Origin of the sequence: Mesorhizobium sp. J8 (assembly GCF_016591715.1) — a bacterium.
Classification (GTDB): Bacteria; Pseudomonadota; Alphaproteobacteria; order Rhizobiales; family Rhizobiaceae; genus Mesorhizobium.
Genome location: NZ_AP024109.1, coordinates 4,272,924 through 4,288,350 on the forward strand (window position 1 = coordinate 4,272,924; position 15,427 = coordinate 4,288,350).

Consider the following 15,427-nt stretch of genomic DNA (forward strand, 5'->3'; position numbering starts at 1 on the left):
GCCGCTTTAGCTTAGGCCTCGATCCCCAGTTCGAAGGGGATCCCCTCGAACGCATCGGCGCCTCGGCCGATCGACTCGATCGCCGTTATCATCCGGCCGTCGCGCTGGAGCAGCATGTCGGCGACCGCGATCAGCCGGGGATTGGGCGTCGCGGTCGGCGAGAGCCAGCGCAGCGTCCGGGCGAGTTCCATCTCGTCGCGCTTGGGCGCCAGCGCCGCTGCGATGATGTAAGCCGACGCCGTCGAGCGGCTGACGCCGGCGTAGCAATGCACGACCAGCGGCTTTACCCGATCCCAGCGATAGGCGAAATCGAGCAAGGCCCGCACATGCTCCTCGCCGGGCATCGTCATGCCTTCCTGCGCCGCGGCGATGTCGTGCATGACGAGATGCAGGTGGTTTTCCGCCAGGATCGAGGCCGGCCGGGTCACTTCGGTGCCCGCGGCAAGCAGGGACAGCAAGCGCTCGGCGCCAGTCCTTGCGACGGTTTCGTCGACTTTCGACAGCGAACAGACATGGATCATCGTCCGAACTCCTCCGGCGCATCCTCGCGCCGCGCGGCCCAGGCGGCAAGGGCGCCCTCAAGGCGCTGCCAATCCGCTTCGTCGCCCGGCAGACCGATGCGCAAGACCTGCGGCCGCTCCGCAAAATGGCGGACCAGCACGCCGCTAGAGCCCAGTGCCGAAAACAGGCTTGGAGCCTCGGCAAACGACAAGTAGCGGAACAGGCTGGTGCCGCCGGCGACCGGAACATCAAATCGGCCAAGCAAGGCGTCGAGCCGCCCGGCATCCCGCGCCAGGCCCTGCCGCATATCGGCCTGCCATTTCGTATCCGACAAGGCTCGGATGCCGTATTCCAGCGCCGGACCAGCCACCGCCCAGGGTCCGAGCTGCGCATCCAGCCGCTCGGCGGTCAGTTGATCGGCGAGCGCGAAGCCGAGCCGAACGCCGGCAAGGCCGAAGAACTTGCCGAACGAGCGCAGCACGACAATGCCGCCCTCCCCGACATCTTCCGCCAGGCTGTGCTCGATTGGGCCGACGTCCATGAAGGCTTCGTCGATCACGAGCAGCCCGCCCTTGGCGCGAAGCCGCGCCGCTAGGTCGAGCAGGCGCGCTTTTTCGATCACCCGCCCGTCCGGATTGTTGGGATTGACCAGCACCGCGAGGTCCGCCTCGGCCAGCGCATCGAAATCGCTGACTTCCGCGACCGCATGGCCGGCGATAGCCGCGGCGCGAGCGTGTTCGGCATAGGTCGGGGCGAGTACCAGCGCCTTGCCGGGCCGCAGCAGCGAAGCCACGCGCGGCAGCAGAATCTGGGTGCCGGGCCCAGCCACGATATGGAAGGCCGACGGCGCGCCATAGGCTCCAGCCGCAATTTCGGCCAATTCGCGCAGTTGTCCTGCCTCCGGCAATCGGGTCAGGGCGGTAGCGGGCAGTTCGAAAAGCGGATAGGAGTGCGGGTTGATACCTGTCGAGAGGTCCAGGAAAGGTTGTGGCGCATGAGGAAAAAGCGCGCTTGCCCGGCCAAGGCTGCCGCCATGATCAACCGCCGCGATCGCGCCGCTTAGAAGCTTCATGTCCGTCCTGATCGCTTTCCTGTCACTCGCCGTCGAACGCGCCCTCGGCTATCCGGACTGGCTGTTCAACGCCATCGGCCACCCGGTAAGCTGGATCGGCAGGCTGATATCCTTTCTCGATCGCCGGCTCAACCGCGCCACCGATTCCGACGAATTGCGTCGCCGCCGCGGCGTCCAGGCCTTGCTCATCATTCTGCTGGTGCCTGGCCTCGTCGGCCTTGCGCTGCATGTTCTGCTCTGGCTGATCTTTCCCACCGGCCTGGTGTTCGCTGCCATCCTCGGCTCCACGCTGCTGTCGCAGAAAAGCCTCGCCGAGCATGTCGAGGACGTCGCCGACGCGCTGGAGACCGGCGGCCTGACGCTCGGCCGCATCGCCGTTTCGCGCATTGTCGGCCGTGATCCGGAAAAGTTGGACAAGGCGGGTGTCGCCCGCGCGGCGATCGAAAGCCTGGCCGAGAATTTCTCCGACGGCATCGTCGCGCCCGCCTTCTGGACCGGCGTCGGCGGGCTTGGCGGAGGTGCTGCCTACAAGGCCGCCAACACTGCCGATTCGATGATCGGCCACAAGACGCCGAAATACGAAGCCTTTGGCCGTGCGGCCGCTCGTTTCGACGACCTGGTCAACCTGCCCGCATCGCGGCTGACCGGCCTGCTGATCGTGCTGGCGGCATTTCTTGTATCCGGCGCCGATCCGCGCGCCGCCTGGCATGTCATGCGCCGCGACGCCGGGAAGCACCGCTCGCCCAATGCCGGCTGGCCGGAAGCCGCGATGGCCGGCGCGCTCGGCCTTTCGCTCGCTGGGCCGCGCAGCTATGGCGGCGAGGTCGTCGAGGACGCCTTCATGGGCGAAGGCGGCCGCCGCGAGGCAGAGAGCACCGACATCCGCCAAGCGTTGAAGCTCTATCGCATGGCGGACTGGCTGCTGCTTGGCCTGTTCGCGATCGTCTCGGCGATGGTGATCTACCTGACCATCTTGATCGGCGGCTAAGGAAGGTGTGTTGAGATTCAGGTCAGGCCGAGTCGAAAACGGTGGCTTCAGAGAACCGGAGCGGAGCGTACTTAAAGTACGTGAGCACCGGAAGCGCAGGAAGCCGCCGTTTGCAGGCCGGCCCCACCTGAATATCGACACACCTTAGAATTCGATTCCTTGCTGCGCCTTCACGCCGGCGGCGAAATGGTGCTTGGTCAGCCCCATCTCGGTGACGAGATCGGCCGCCTCGACGAGCAGCGGCTTGGCGTTGCGGCCGGTGACGATGACATGCAAATCGTCTCGGCGCGCCATCAGCCCCGCGACCACTTTCTCCAGATCGAGATAGTCGTAGCGCAGCGCGATGTTGAGCTCGTCGAGCACGACCAGGCTGATCGATGGATCGGCCATCAGCTCCAGCGCCTTGGCCCAGGCGGCCTCGGCGGCGGCGATATCGCGCTTGAGGTCCTGCGTCTCCCAGGTGAACCCCTCGCCCATCGCATGCCAGACGACGCGGTCGCCAAAGGCTGCAAAGGCGTCCTTCTCGCCGGTATGCCATTTGCCCTTGATGAACTGGACGACGCCGACCCGCTTGCCGTAGCCCAGCATCCTGAGCGCCAGGCCGAACGCGGCCGTTGTCTTGCCCTTGCCCGGTCCGGTGTTGACGATCAGCAGCCCTTTCTCGATCGTCTTGCCGGCCACCTCGGCATCCTGCACGGCCTTCCGCTTGGCCATCTTGGCGCGATGACGCTCGGCGTCCCCCTCGCTAATCATCTTGTCCTCGATCTCAGCCATGTCATTTCACCTTGAGCGGCAGCCCTGCCACCATCATGAGAACGCTGTCGGCCGTCGCCGCGACCTGCTGGTTGAGCCGGCCGGCGGCATCGCGGAAGCGGCGCGCCAAAGCGTTATCGGGCACGATGCCCAGCCCGACCTCGTTGGAAACCACGAACCAAGGCCCGCGCGGCCGTGACAGCGCGTCCTTGAGCCGCTGGCACTCGGCTTCGACATCATGTTCGGCCAGCATGTGATTGGTGAGCCACAAAGTCAGGCAGTCGATCAGCACAGGTTCGTGGTTTGGCAAGCTCTCGATTGCGCCGACCAAATCGAGCGGCGCATCGACGGTGACCCAGCCTTCGCCGCGCCGCGACCGGTGCAGCGCGATGCGCTCGCGCATCTCGTCGTCATAAGCCTGTGCCGTGGCGATGTAGGTCCAGGGCGATGGGTTCGCGGTCGTCAGCTTCTCGGCATAGGAACTTTTGCCCGAGCGGGCACCGCCCAGGACGAAGGTCAGTTTCCGATCGGAAGCTCTGTTGCCGCTCGCCGCTGTCGCGCCGGTCATTCCTGCCTTCACCTTGGATGAACATCGTCGTGGCCATCAGCCCGACGGCGCGACTTTAGGCACAAGCCCTCCTGCCGGCAAACCAAATTCCGCCACCGCTCGGCGCGATTGCGGCACGACTGCTACGAGCCGGCGATCCGGGCGGCGACCAGCTGCTGCAACCGCCATAGATGCGTATCGTGGATGCCGCGCTGCTCCAGGTTTTTCACCGTGTTGTAGAGATAATCGACGCCCGAACCCCAGTGGCCGCAGGATGTCGCCAGCCTCTCGACGATCTCCTCCTCGCTCAACGGACCGGCATAGGTGGTTCCGTGCCGGTTGATGACGAAGGCCAGTGCCCTCAGCGGACCGCCATCGCTCGTCATATTGAGCAGGCGCGGATGGTAGCTGGTCGGCTTCAGCGTCACCTCCCGCCGCAGCAACCTGTCGAGTTGCTCGCGCCGGTCGCCGTCGCCGAGTCGAAAGGCGACGCCCCTGCACTGTCCGCCGCGATCCAGCGCCATCATCAGGCCCGGGCTTTCCTTGGTGCCGCGCCAGCGCGTCATCTTCATGCAAAAGGACCTGTGCCAGCCGCGCAGCACGGCCACCCGCTCCTCGACATGCTCGATCTCCGGCTTCCAAATCAGGGAGCCGTAGCCAAACAGCCAGAGCGGTTCGTTGGCGGGAAGCTGAGCCTCCAGCATACGCGCCATTGCGTCATAATCCGCGTCATCCAGATGCGCGGCGTCGGGATCGGGCCCGCTGTCCTCTACAATGCGGAAGCAGCGGGCGACCAATTCCTCGGTGAGCGACATGGTTCTTGGCAGCATGGACGCGACCTTAAGGTTCCTGCGCCGGCGCTACAATCCGCGGGGCCGGCAATTGACAACAGCTTTGCCGGGGTGTCGGCTGGTCGTCAGCAAAGGAGAAGCCGATGCAGCCCAATCCGAGCGAACGCGATCCTTACAACGGCCTGACCAGCCTCCAGCCGACCTTGCCGTCGGTCGCCTATTGGGATGCCGATTCATACCGGCGAGATCTCGACGCCATTTGGTACCGAAGCTGGCTGATGGTCTGCCGCGAGGCCGACATTGCCGAACCCCTCGCCTTCCGCACGGTGCGCATCGGCAGCCAGGAGATCGTCGTGCTGTGCGACGAGACCGGCGCCCTGCGCGCCTTCCACAACACCTGCCGGCATCGCGGTTCACAGCTTTGCCAGGAAAGCGCCGGGCGGCTGAAAGCCAGGCTGCTCACCTGCCCCTACCATGCCTGGTCCTATTCGCTGCGCGGCGATCTCGTGCGCGTGCCGTCGAAGTCTTTGCCCGAGGGCTTCGACAAGGCCGATTATCCGCTCTACCGCATGGCGCTCTCGGTCTGGCGCGGCTTCGTCTTCGTCAACCTCGCCGAGGAACCCGAAGATTCGACGGAGAACTTCTTCGATCAGGCCTCCGGCGATCTATCCAACTGGCCGCTGGAAACCCTCGTCACCGGCCACCGGCTCACCAAGGTTATGAACTGCAACTGGAAGATCTTCTGGGAAAACTTCAACGAATGCCTGCACTGCCCGGGTGTGCACAAGGACCTGTCGCGACTGGTACCGATCTATGGCCGCGGCCTGATGGCAAGGCATGACGATCCCGAATGGGCGCGCCACGCCGACAATGACGATCCGGAATTCTCCGGCCGCCTGCGCGCCGGCGCCGAGACATGGTCGCGGGATGGCCATGTCCATGGTCCCGTCTTTTCCGGCCTGACTCCGGCCGAACGCGCCGCCGGCCAGACTTATGCCACCTCGCTACCCTCTATGTTCATCGTGGGGCACGTCGACTACATGCGCACCGTGCGGCTCGCCCCGCTCGGCCCCGAGCAGACCGAGCTCACCGCCGAATGGCTGTTCGCGCCGGACGCGCTGGGAAAGACCGACATAGACAACATCGTCGCCTTCGGCACCCAGGTGCTGGAGGAAGACGCCGCGATCTGCGAGGTCAACCAGAAGGGGCTCCGCTCGATGCGCCATCGAGCCGGTGTCCTGATGCCGGAGGAATACGATTTGCACCGCTTCCACGATTGGGTGCGCGGGTGCCACACGGCCTTTAAAACGCCTTCGGCAGATAGCGCCAGGTGACGAAGCCGCAGAAGGCGGCCAGGATGCCGAGCGTGACGAACACCGAGCCCAGCCCGAAGAAGGTGAGCACAACCGAATAGACGAGCGGCGGCGTCAGCTCGGAGAAATCGAGATAGGTGCGATAGACGGCCGCCATCTGCGCCTTCTCGTATGAGCGCACCGAACGCATGAAGGCGGTCGAGCCGAGCGCGTCGAGCGCGATGGTGAAGAGCGCGCCGAAGAGCAGCAGCGCGGCCGTGAGAAGCGGCGCGGCCTCGCCGATCCCGCCTGCCGCGAACAGCACGGCCGACATGGCGAAATAGGCGAAGGTCATGACGCGCCTTCCGCCGAAGCGCTTGCCCGCCCTGCCCCAGAAGATAGCCGCGAACAGAAGCGCGTTGCCGGCCGAAACCAGCAGGCCCCCGGCGAGTTCGCCCTGGCCGGTGATCACCATGAACAGCGGGCCATAGACGAAGAACGTCGTCCAGAAGCAGGAGCGGCCGAAGGCGATCAGCCAGGCAAGCCTGAGCCTCGGCTGCTTCACGAAGCGGCCGATATTGGCGAGCGGATTGGCGGGACGCGACTTGCCGGGCCGGATCGACTGGTTGTCGCTCAGCCGATAGAACCAGAACAGGCAAAGCAGCGCGCACGCAAAGACCAGGACCGCGCCATGCGCGGCATAGATGCCGAAATGGGTGTAGAGGAAGATGCCGAGCGTCGGCCCGCCGGTCCAGGCGAACATCGACCACGCCATGCGCAGCGATTCCGCCTGCATGAAGTCGGTCTTGCGGATGTGGTCCATGATATAGAGGTTGAGCGTGATCGACAGCGCGCTCGCCCCCATGACGCGGCACAGCATGCCGGCAATCTGCCCGGGCAGCGTGTGGGTGACGAAGAAGGCGGAGCCGATCGCCAGCAGCACGCAGCCGGCCGTGTAGACCCAGCGCCGCGCGAAGCGGCGGATCAGCATCGGCATGAACAGCGTCACCGAAAGCCCCATCAGCGACACGATGGTGTAGAGGATCGAGACGATCCGCTCATTGTGCAGGATCTCGTAGGCCTGGATCGGGATCACGCTGGAGATGGTGGCGCGGGCGAAGGATTCCACCGCATAAAGCGAGGCGAAGGTGCGCGCATCCGCCGGGCGCAGGGCCGGAAGCCAGATCGGATGGCGCACATGGGTAGACATCGGCCCTCCGGAACGTGAATCACAATGCATGTCGCCCAGAAGTGTGTTGCGGTTCTGGGGCAACGACATGCATCCAAACTTTGCCAAATCTGGCCGGACCAACCGCCGGCCGGTAGCAGGAAACCGACCCCGGGAGGCCGAAAAGCGAAGCCTGCCAAAGGCTTTCCGCCTCTGGCCTAAAGCGGAATTTCATGGCTGCCATGAAACGCATTGATGGCCGCTGCTTCTGTCGTCGGCTTGAACCGTGATAGTCGTTTGGCAGGACTGAATCGGATTGCGAGACCAATGAGCCTTCAAACGACCGGCGAACCCGTTCAGGACACCCCCGGGCAGGGCCGCATCCAGGCCATCGACATCCTGCGCGGCATCGCGCTGATCGCGATGGCGAGCTACCACTTCACCTGGGATCTCGAAAATTTCGGCTATACTGCGCCCGCCCTCACCGCTTTCGGCTGGTGGAAGTTCTACGCGCGCTGCATCGCCTCGACCTTCCTGTTCCTGGTCGGCGTCAGCCTCTTCCTCGCCCATGGCAAGCAAATCCGCTGGCCGGGCTTCTGGAAACGCTTCGCCATGGTCGCGGTCGCCGCGGCCGCCATCTCGGTCGTCACCTACATCGTCACGCCGGATGGCTTCATCTTCTTCGGCATCCTGCACGAGATCGCGCTCGCCAGCCTGCTCGGCCTCGCCTTTCTCAGGCTGCCCTGGCTGCTGACGGCGATCATTGCGGCGGCCGTCATTGCCGCCCCCTACTATCTGCGGTCGGAATTCTTCGATCATCCGGCGCTGTGGTGGGTCGGCCTTTCCGCCACCAACCCGCGTTCCAACGACTATGTGCCGCTTTTCCCGTGGTTCGGCGCCGTACTTGCGGGCATCGCCGCGGTCAAGCTCGCATCCGCCACAGGCCTCCTCGCCCGTCTGGGGACATGGCTGCCCGGCCGCTGGTCGAAGCCGCTGACCTTCATCGGCCGTCACAGCCTCGCCTTCTACCTCATCCACCAGCCGCTTCTGTTCGGCTCGGTGTGGCTCTTCTCGCAGGTCATGCCCGCCGCCCCGCAGGACAAGGAAGCCGGCTTCCTGCCGGCGTGCCAGGCGCAGTGCGAGCAGCAACGCGACAGCAAGTTCTGTACGAGCTATTGTGGCTGCATGCTGGACACGCTGAAGGGCGAAGGGTCTCTCGACAAGCTCTACGCCAACGACCAGTCCAGCGTCTGGAAATCGCATCTGGCCGACCTCGCGGAAACCTGCACCGCCGCGACCGAGGACCAGATGGAGGGAGGGCAGCAATGACGGGCATCGCAAAGCCCAGACACGGGATCATTCCCTGGCCGCCGGTGATCTATGTGGTGGCGATCGCGGCGAGCGTCGCGCTCGGCATGCTCTACCCGCTGCCCTGGATCGGCGACATTTTTGGCGACCTCATGTTCGGCGTCGGCTGGGTGGCGCTGTTCGGCGTCGCCATGCTCTGGATCACGGCCATCCGCGCCATGTTCAAGGCCAAGACGACGCTCGACCCCAATGCCGAGCCCGACCACCTGGTGACATCCGGCCCCTTCGGCATCACCCGCAACCCGATGTATCTCGCCAACACGCTGCTTCTGATCGGCGTTGCCTTCATCACCGGCATCGCCTGGTTCTTGATCTTTGCCTTCCTCGCCGCCTTCGCGACGCAGAAGCTGGCGATCGAGAAGGAGGAAAAGATCCTGGCGGCGAAGTTCGGCAAGAAATACCGCGACTACGCAAAAAGGGTCCGGCGCTGGATCTGAGGCCAGCGCTGTTTAAGTGTTGACGCCAAGTTCCGCCAGCCGCTCCACGCAGGACTCTTCGGCCTGGTCCAGCTCGGCCAGCGTCTCCTCCAGGTCGCGCCGCTTCTGGCGCAGGTCCTCGCGCTTCTCCTCGATGCGCTTGATCATCAGCTTGAGCTGGCCGACCTCGCCGGGCGGCTCCTTGTACATCTGGATGATCTCGCGGATCTCGTTGATCGAGAAACCGAGCCTTTTGCCCCGCATGATCTGGCGGATGAGATGCCGGTCGGACGGCCTAAACAGCCGCGTGCGGCCACGCCTTATGGGCTGCACCAGCCCTTCGTCCTCGTAAAAACGCAATGTGCGCGTCGACACGTCGAACTCGCGTGTCAGCTCGGTGATCGTGTAATATTCCCGCATTGCCGCTCCCAAGCCCGGGCATCGCCGCTTGGAGCGTCGCCCTTCCCTCCGATCAGACCCATTCCGCGCCGGAATCGGCACGTGACCCCGGGGCAACCTCGCACGGCATTTACGTAAAAGTCAATTAACGCCCCATATTGATTTAGGGAACTCTAAACCACCACGTCGCCAGCCCGAGAAAGGCAAAGAAGCCGACGCAGTCCGTAACCGTGGTTACGAAGACGGCCGAGGCCACCGCCGGATCGATCTTGAAGCGGTCGAGCACCAGCGGGATGAGTATCCCGGCAAGCGCGGCAGCGAACATGTTGATGATCATCGCCGCCGCGATGATTCCGCCCAGATTGGGATCACGGAACCAGAAGCCGGCGACCATGCCGATCAGCACCGCGAACACCATGCCGTTGATGAGGCCGACACCCAGCTCGCGACGGATGATGCGGGCGGCGTTGTAGATGTCGAGATCCCTGGTCGCCAGCGCGCGCACGGTGACGGTCATCGTCTGCGAGCCGGCATTGCCGCCCATACCGGCGACGATCGGCATCAACACGGCAAGCGCCACAATGTGCTCGATCGTGCGGTCGAACAGGCCGATGACCGAGGCGGCGAGGAAGGCGGTCCCAAGATTGACCAGCAGCCAGGGCACCCGCGAGCGCGAGGTGGCGAGCACCGTGTCGGACAGCTCTTCGTCGCCGACGCCGCCCATGCGCAGGAGGTCCTCTTCCGCCTCTTCCTGGATGACGTCGACCACGTCGTCGATGGTGAGCACGCCGACCAGCCGCCCGTTCTCGTCAACCACGGCGGCGGAGAGCAGATTGTATTGCTCGAACTCGCGGGCCGCCTCTTCCTGATCCATCGTGGCAGGTATCGCATGCAGTGTCTCATGCATGACGTCCTCGACCTTGACCGCGCGCTTGGTGCGCAGGATCTGGTCGAGATCGATGGCGCCGACCAGCTTGAAGCTCGGGTCGATGACAAAGATCTGGCTGAAGCGCTCGGGCAGGTTCTTATCCTCGCGCATGTAGTCGATGGTCTGGCCGATCGTCCAGAATGGCGGCACGGCGACGAACTCGGTCTGCATGCGCCGGCCGGCGGTCTCTTCCGGATAGTCCAGCGCGCGGCGCAGCCGGATTCGCTCGGTGAAAGGCAGCTGCGACAGGATCTCGTCCTGGTCTTCCTTCTCGAGGTCCTCGAGAATGTAGACGGCGTCGTCGGAATCGAGCTCCTGCACCGCCTGGGCGATCTGCGCGTTGGGCAAATTGTCGACGATGTCGAGGCGGATCGCCTCGTCGACCTCGGTCAGCGCGGAGAAGTCGAAATCGGAGCCGAGCAACTCGACCAGCGCGCGGCGCTGTTCGGGATGAAGCGCCTCCAGCACGTCGCCCAGTTCCGACTGGTGCAGGTCGTCGACTTCGCGCTTGAGGGTGATCGTGTCGCGGTCGGCGATCGCCGCGCCGATCTGGGCGAGGAAGGAGGCGCGCACGGCGCCGTCCTCGCCATAGATGTCGGCGTGATGCTCCTCGGCGGGCGCGGCGCCGGTCGTCTGTCTGTCCTGGCCTTCCACCAGCGCCTCCCGCAACGAAGAATCCCGAAATGAGGTCTAGTGCATGATCCCGAAAAGTGGAAACCGCTTTTCGGGAAATCCAAACCTGTGCGGCAGATAGCGCGGCAACAGGATTCGTCTTGCAAAGATTTCGCTCTAGCGCGCGGAATAGCCAAGGAAATGTGGCGATTGTCTTACCTTCGCAACCTCTTGGGAGCAGCGTATGGCCCCCGCGTCGCAGGGGTGACAATCGCTTCAGCCGGCGCGACAGCGCATGTCGCTGGGGAAAGAGCACCCCTTCCCCATTGAGGCAGAATTGTCATGATGCATGATCCAGCAGGATCGGCGCATCGCCAAACGCTCCGAGGACAAACGCTGCCCTTGAACATCAAGTCTGGAAAGACGAGCGAAGGAACTGCCGAGCGGCGCGTTCGCGTGGTCGTCGCCGAGCGCAATCCTTTCGTCGTTTCGGCGCTGCGCGAGATGCTGGAATGCGACGGCCGCTTCGATTTGCTCGGCGTCGTGCACAGCGGCGCGCAATTCCTCGATATGGCCACCGCCACGCAGTTCGACGTCGCCGTCGTCGGCTGGAAGCTCGCCGACATGGACGGCGCCGACGTGCTTACGGAAGTTCAGAGCCGCGAGCTTGGCGTGCGCATCACGATCTTTTCCAACGACCACGACATCGGCATCCTGAAGCAATGCGTGCGCCTAGGCGCTCAAGGCTACTGCTTCCAGTTCGACGATCCGCCGGTGATCTTCGAAACGATCCTGGCGGTCGCGCACGGCCGCATCTGCATTCCCTATATCGACATAAACAAGGTGAATGATACGCCGCTGTCCCGGCTCACCGTGCGCGAGCGCGAATTGCTGGCGGTGCTTTCCGACGGCTGGACCAATTTGCAGATCGCAACGCGGACCGGGATTTCAGAGAACACGGTGAAGTACCACCTGAAGAATCTCTACGACAAGCTGGACGTCCGCAACCGCGCCATGGCCGTCGCGCTCTATGCCAGCGAGAAACGCCGAACCTCCAAATCGCCTCTCGGATAGGCTGCCCGGGTAGGCCAAACGGGTAGGTCCACCCCACCCGCAAGGGCCAACAACTTACCCGGCAAGGTGTTGTTGCCGAGCCTTGCCGAGACGAAACTGCCTCCACAATCCCAAACGATCGGAGGAGTTTCGCGCATGGCTGGGTTCACGCATCTTTTCATCCCGGGGCCCACCAACATTCCGGAGCAAGTCCGGCAGGCCATGAACCTGCCGATGGAGGATATGCGCGCCGCCTCCTTCCCCGACCTGACCTTGCCGCTGTTCGAGGACATTAAGCGTGTGTTCAAGAACGAGACCGGCCGCGTCTTCATCTATCCCTCCTCCGGCACCGGCGCCTGGGAGGCGGCAATGACCAACGTCCTCAGCCCCGGTGACAAGGTGCTGATGTCGCGCTTCGGCCAGTTCTCGCATCTGTGGGTCGACATGGCCGAGCGCCTCGGCTTCGAGGTCGACGTCATCGATTGCGAATGGGGCACCGGCGTTCCGCTCGAAATCTATGCGGAGCGGCTGAAGGCGGACAAGGCACACCGCATCAAGGCGGTGTTCTGCACGCAGAACGAGACCGCAACGGGCGTCACCAGCGATGTCGCCGGCTGCCGCGCCGCGCTCGATGCCGCCAACCACCCTGCCCTGCTTTTCGTCGACGGCGTGTCCTCGATCGGCTCGATCGACTTCCGCCAGGAGGAATGGGGCGTCGACTGCGCCGTCTCTGGCTCCCAGAAAGGCTTCATGCTGCCGGCCGGCCTCGGCTTCCTGTCGGTCAGCAAGAAGGCGCTGGCCGCCTCGCGCCTTTCGACGCACCGGCGCTGCTACTTCTCCTTCGAGGACATGATCCGCGCCAATGATGCCGGCTATTTCCCCTACACGCCGGCGACGCAGCTGCTGCGCGGCCTGCGCGCCTCGCTCGACCTGATCGAGGAGGAAGGGCTGGACAACATCTTCGCCCGTCACCATCGCCTTGCCGAAGGCGTGCGCAAGGCGGTCGACGCCTGGGGCCTGAAGCTCTGCGCCAAAGCGCCGAAATGGCATTCCGACACGGTCAGCGCCATCATGGTGCCCGAAGGCATCGACAGCGGCGACGTCGTCAAGCGCGCCTACCAGGCCTATCGGACCTCGCTCGGCGGCGGCCTCAACAAGGTGTTCGGAAAAGTCTTCCGCATCGGCCATCTCGGCTGGCTGAACGAGGTGATGGTCTGCGCCTCGCTCTCGGCGGCCGAAATGGCGCTGCTCGATTGCGGCGTGCGCCTGGCGCCGGGCTCCGGCGTGGCCGCGGCGATCGAGCATTTCCGCCGCACGGCCGACGTGCCCGTCGCCAAGGCGGCGTGAGGAGCGGACCATGAGCCACACCATAAACCATCTGAAAAAACTGCGGCTGCAGCGCAGCGAGCTTGCCGTGCCGGGTTCGAGCCCGGAAATGATCGACAAGGCGGCCAACAGCGCCGCCGACTTCGTCTTCCTCGACATCGAGGATGCGGTGGCGCCACCCGACAAGGAGCGAGCCCGCAAGAACATCATTGAGGCGCTGAACGACATCGACTGGCGCGCCAAGGGCAAGACCGTTTCGGTGCGCATCAACGGCCTCGACACCCACTACATGTATCGCGACGTGGTCGACGTCATGGAACAGGCCGGCGATCGATTGGACACGATCCTGGTGCCGAAGGTCGGCGTGCCGGCCGATCTCTACATGGTCGAAGCCATGGTCAACCAGATCGAGATGGCCAAGGGCTTCAAGACGCGTGTCGGCCTCGAGGCGCTGATCGAGACGGCGCTCGGCATGGCCAATGTCGAGGCGATCGCCGCGACGCCGGGCCGGCTGGAGGCGATGCATTTCGGCGTCGCCGACTATGCCGCCTCAAACAAGGCGCGCACCGTCAACATCGGCGGCCTCAATCCGGATTATCCCGGCGACCAGTGGCATTTCGCGCTGTCGCGCATGACGGTCGCCTGCCGCGCCTATGGCCTGCGCGCCATCGACGGACCGTTCGGCGATTTCTCCGACCCGGAAGGCTACACCGCAGCCGCCAGGCGTGCCGCGGCGCTCGGCATCGAGGGCAAATGGGCGATCCATCCTTCGCAGATCGCCTTGGCCAACGATGTGTTCTCGCCGCCGGAGAAGGAGGTCACGCGCGCCCGCCGCATTCTCGAGGTGCTGAAGGAAGCGGAAGCGGCCGGCAAGGGCGCGGCGGCGCTCGACGGCAAGATGATCGACGCGGCGTCGGAACGCATGGCGCGCAACGTGCTGGTGGTGAACGAGGCGATCGAGCGCGCCGGCCAGGCGCATGGCGCGACGCACTAAAAATTACCGGGAGGACAAGATGGACATCCACGAATACCAGGCCAAGGAACTGCTTGCCCGCCACGGCGTGCATGTGCCGCGCGGTGGGCTGGCCTACAGCCCCGAACAGGCGACCTACCGGGCGCGCGAGATCGGCGGCTCGAAATGGGTGCTGAAGGCGCAGGTCCATTCCGGCGCCCGCGGCAAGGCCGGCGGAATAAAACTCTGTTCCAATGACGAGGAGATTTCCAGCGCGGCGGAAGCCATGCTCGGACGCAAGCTGGTGACCCAGCAGACCGGCCCGCGCGGCAAGCTGATCTCGCGCCTCTATCTCGAGGAAGCGGTCGACATCGCCCAGGAGCTCTATCTCGGCTTCGTGCTCGACCGCAAGGAAGAGCGCGTCATGATCGTCGCGTCGGCCGCCGGCGGCATGGAGATCGAGGATATCTCGGAGAAGAAGCCCGACTCTATCATCCGCGCCACCGTCGATCCGGGGGTCGGCATGCAGCGCTTCCAGGCGCGCGAGATCGCCTTCGGGCTCGGGCTCGAGGATAATTTGATCGGCAAGGCGACCGAAACCATCCTCGGCTGCTACCGGGTGTTTCGGGACTATGACGCCACGATGCTGGAGATCAATCCGCTGGTGGTGACGCGTGACGGCAGCCTCGTCGCGCTCGACGCGAAAATGTCGTTCGACGAGAACGCGCTGTTTCGCCGTCCGGAAATCTCCGAGCTGCGCGACAAGAGCCAGGAAGACCCGCGAGAGACTTTCGCCAGCGACCGCGGCCTCTCCTATGTCGGGCTGGACGGCAATATCGGCTGCATCATCAACGGCGCCGGGTTGGCCATGGCGACGATGGACATGATCAAGATCGCCGGCGGCGAGCCCGCCAATTTCCTCGACATCGGCGGCGGCGCCTCGCCGGAGCGGGTGGCGAAATCCTTCCGCGCCGTGCTTGGCGACAAGAATGTCGAGACCATCCTGGTCAACATCTTCGCCGGCATCAACCGCTGCGACTGGGTGGCCGAGGGCGTCATCAAGGCGATCCGCGAGGTCGGCGTCGATGTGCCGCTGGTGGTGCGCCTTTCCGGCACCAAGGTCGAGGAAGGGCGCAGGATCCTGGCCGATTCCGGCGAGAAGGTGATCGTCGCCGACACGCTGGCCGAAGCCGCCGAAAAGGCCGTCGCCGCCTGGCGCGAAGCCACCAAGAACAAGAAAGCAGCCTGAGGGAGGTCGAGA

At 64.5% G+C, this 15,427-nt stretch carries 16 protein-coding genes; 8 read left to right on the forward strand and 8 right to left on the reverse strand.

Features of this window, described 5'->3' with window-relative positions:
* Positions 1-11: 11 nt before the first annotated feature.
* Positions 12-521, reverse strand: a complete 510-nt coding sequence (locus MJ8_RS20535) for a tyrosine phosphatase family protein (RefSeq protein ID WP_201410582.1) — start codon at positions 519-521, stop codon at positions 12-14.
* The gene (gene cobD / locus MJ8_RS20540; protein WP_201410583.1) at positions 518-1,573 is read right to left on the reverse strand and encodes a threonine-phosphate decarboxylase CobD; all 1,056 of its coding nucleotides are present in this window, start codon (positions 1,571-1,573) and stop codon (positions 518-520) included. Before cobD ends, MJ8_RS20535 begins: the two co-directional genes overlap by 4 nt.
* Here cobD and cbiB point away from each other — a divergent pair.
* On the forward strand, positions 1,572-2,561 hold the full coding sequence (gene cbiB, locus MJ8_RS20545) for an adenosylcobinamide-phosphate synthase CbiB (RefSeq protein ID WP_201410584.1): 990 nt from the start codon (positions 1,572-1,574) through the stop codon (positions 2,559-2,561). The genes cobD and cbiB overlap by 2 nt on opposite strands.
* Before the next feature lie 144 nt (positions 2,562-2,705).
* Here cbiB and cobO read toward each other — a convergent pair whose 3' ends face one another.
* The 3 genes from cobO to MJ8_RS20560 form a co-directional block, all read right to left on the reverse strand.
* Positions 2,706-3,335 (reverse strand): cob(I)yrinic acid a,c-diamide adenosyltransferase, encoded by a 630-nt coding sequence (cobO, locus tag MJ8_RS20550; protein WP_201410585.1) that lies wholly within the window; start codon positions 3,333-3,335, stop codon positions 2,706-2,708.
* 1 nt (position 3,336) lies between these two features.
* Positions 3,337-3,882: a bifunctional adenosylcobinamide kinase/adenosylcobinamide-phosphate guanylyltransferase gene (gene cobU, locus MJ8_RS20555; RefSeq protein ID WP_201410586.1), complete on the reverse strand. Its 546-nt coding sequence runs from the start codon at positions 3,880-3,882 to the stop codon at positions 3,337-3,339.
* A 122-nt stretch (positions 3,883-4,004) separates the two neighbouring features.
* Positions 4,005-4,691, reverse strand: a complete 687-nt coding sequence (locus MJ8_RS20560; RefSeq protein WP_201410587.1) for a gamma-glutamylcyclotransferase — start codon at positions 4,689-4,691, stop codon at positions 4,005-4,007.
* Positions 4,692-4,795: 104 nt separating this feature from the next.
* Between MJ8_RS20560 and MJ8_RS20565 the strand changes: the two genes are divergently transcribed.
* Positions 4,796-5,986, forward strand: coding sequence for an aromatic ring-hydroxylating oxygenase subunit alpha (locus tag MJ8_RS20565; protein ID WP_201410588.1), 1,191 nt, complete (start codon positions 4,796-4,798; stop codon positions 5,984-5,986).
* Here the strand turns inward: MJ8_RS20565 and MJ8_RS20570 are convergent.
* Positions 5,955-7,154 carry an MFS transporter gene (locus tag MJ8_RS20570; protein ID WP_201410589.1) on the reverse strand — a complete coding sequence of 400 codons (1,200 nt, stop codon included), beginning with the start codon at positions 7,152-7,154 and terminating at the stop codon, positions 5,955-5,957. The genes MJ8_RS20565 and MJ8_RS20570 overlap by 32 nt on opposite strands.
* A gap of 285 nt (positions 7,155-7,439) precedes the next feature.
* On the opposite strand from MJ8_RS20570, the gene MJ8_RS20575 reads away from it, so the two are divergent.
* On the forward strand, positions 7,440-8,441 hold the full coding sequence (locus MJ8_RS20575) for a heparan-alpha-glucosaminide N-acetyltransferase (RefSeq protein WP_201410590.1): 1,002 nt from the start codon (positions 7,440-7,442) through the stop codon (positions 8,439-8,441).
* A complete protein-coding gene (locus MJ8_RS20580; RefSeq protein ID WP_201410591.1) occupies positions 8,438-8,917 on the forward strand; it encodes a methyltransferase family protein in 480 nt (159 codons plus the stop codon). Before MJ8_RS20575 ends, MJ8_RS20580 begins: the two co-directional genes overlap by 4 nt.
* A 12-nt stretch (positions 8,918-8,929) precedes the next feature.
* Here the strand turns inward: MJ8_RS20580 and MJ8_RS20585 are convergent, their stop codons facing one another.
* Complete coding sequence (locus MJ8_RS20585; protein WP_201410592.1) at positions 8,930-9,316, reverse strand: MerR family transcriptional regulator; 387 nt, start codon at positions 9,314-9,316, stop codon at positions 8,930-8,932.
* 142 nt (positions 9,317-9,458) lie between these two features.
* Positions 9,459-10,877: a magnesium transporter gene (gene mgtE / locus MJ8_RS20590; protein ID WP_201410593.1), complete on the reverse strand. Its 1,419-nt coding sequence runs from the start codon at positions 10,875-10,877 to the stop codon at positions 9,459-9,461.
* A 360-nt stretch (positions 10,878-11,237) separates the two neighbouring features.
* Between mgtE and MJ8_RS20595 the strand changes: the two genes are divergently transcribed.
* From MJ8_RS20595 to MJ8_RS20610, 4 genes are all read left to right on the forward strand, one after another.
* Positions 11,238-11,909, forward strand: a complete 672-nt coding sequence (locus tag MJ8_RS20595; protein ID WP_225247981.1) for a response regulator transcription factor — start codon at positions 11,238-11,240, stop codon at positions 11,907-11,909.
* 135 nt (positions 11,910-12,044) lie between these two features.
* Positions 12,045-13,235, forward strand: coding sequence for an aminotransferase class V-fold PLP-dependent enzyme (locus MJ8_RS20600; RefSeq protein ID WP_201410594.1), 1,191 nt, complete (start codon positions 12,045-12,047; stop codon positions 13,233-13,235).
* Between the two features lie 10 nt (positions 13,236-13,245).
* Positions 13,246-14,208 carry an HpcH/HpaI aldolase/citrate lyase family protein gene (locus MJ8_RS20605; RefSeq protein WP_201410595.1) on the forward strand — a complete coding sequence of 321 codons (963 nt, stop codon included), beginning with the start codon at positions 13,246-13,248 and terminating at the stop codon, positions 14,206-14,208.
* A 19-nt stretch (positions 14,209-14,227) separates the two neighbouring features.
* Positions 14,228-15,415: a malate--CoA ligase subunit beta gene (locus tag MJ8_RS20610; protein WP_201410596.1), complete on the forward strand. Its 1,188-nt coding sequence runs from the start codon at positions 14,228-14,230 to the stop codon at positions 15,413-15,415.
* Positions 15,416-15,427: the final 12 nt, after the last annotated feature.